The following is a 1,069-nucleotide window of genomic DNA, read 5'->3' as shown; positions in this document are numbered from 1 at the left end:
CTTCTTCGTCGTTCGCTCCCGCTCTCAACTACGAATAGGCAGACGGCGTCGACTATCGCGGACTAACCGCCTTCGCTTCGCTATCCATGGCGGTCAGCGGATGACACTGGAAGTTACCAGGTACACTATACGAGGAAGACTATAAAAAAGGCCATATTGAAATACCATATTTTACCCACCACTGCCTTGATGGCTTAATTCACATAAGTACTGATGTTGATTTCATTCGTGACCACGAGTTAGAGATGTGGCTTGATTCGATTAATTGCACCACGTTCCACCCCATTGTTGATGATTTCCTCCTTAGCAGACGGCAAGCATTCACCACTTTACTTGATATATCTGGTTCCAGAATTACCGAAGTACATCAAATCACCAGGTCAATGATTAAGGAAGCGGCCAAATGCCTGCTTAGCAGCAAGAAGCACATCATTAGAAACATTCCTGTTGTGAAGGGTAAGTACAAAGGCAAAAAGCGCGAAGTTGAAACAACTCGGGACGACATCCAGATTCTGCTTTGGCACATTGAAATGGTGGAAAATATGTTTCCTGATATCAGCCACGATGCGATATTCGTTGACTCAAGGAACGGGGCAGCGCTCAAGGCCACATACTTAAAAAACTATGCCAAGAAAGTTATCAACGGAAGCAAATACTGCCGCGATCTCAGGCATGTTACCAACCACTCCTTCCGCCACAGGTTTATCACCCTAACAATAGCTAAATCCATTAAGAAATTAGCTAAATCAGGAAGTTTTCATAACATATTAACGGTTGCTGCAAATGCGTGCCGCAAAATCACTATGCACGCATCTAATGACACATTATCAAGATACATTCACCTCGCCCATGAGATTAATCAACCTAGTTCAAATAAAAGCGCAGAGGAAAACCAAATCTCAACCCAGGTTAAGATTAGAGTAAAACACATGCTCAAGGTTACTGATGCTCTAAACTCAACAGAAATAAGTGAACCCGGGGAGTCGCTATTTTTGCGAAAGTTTGTTTTGGGCATCCAAGCCCAAGCAAACAGCAAAAACTTCACGCGACCGTTTATGCCTGCGGCGCC

General features: G+C 44.1%; 1 pseudogene. It reads left to right on the top strand.

Annotation, left to right across the window (positions count from 1 at the left end):
• Positions 1 to 245 precede the first annotated feature (245 nt).
• A pseudogene (locus tag BOW52_RS16845) lies at positions 246 to 1,069 on the top strand (hypothetical protein); the annotation flags it as partial.

Source organism: Solemya pervernicosa gill symbiont, assembly GCF_002020875.1.
GTDB lineage: Bacteria > Pseudomonadota > Gammaproteobacteria.
The sequence above is the reverse complement of the archived record's forward strand: the minus strand, read 5'-3'. Positions and strand labels throughout refer to the sequence as shown.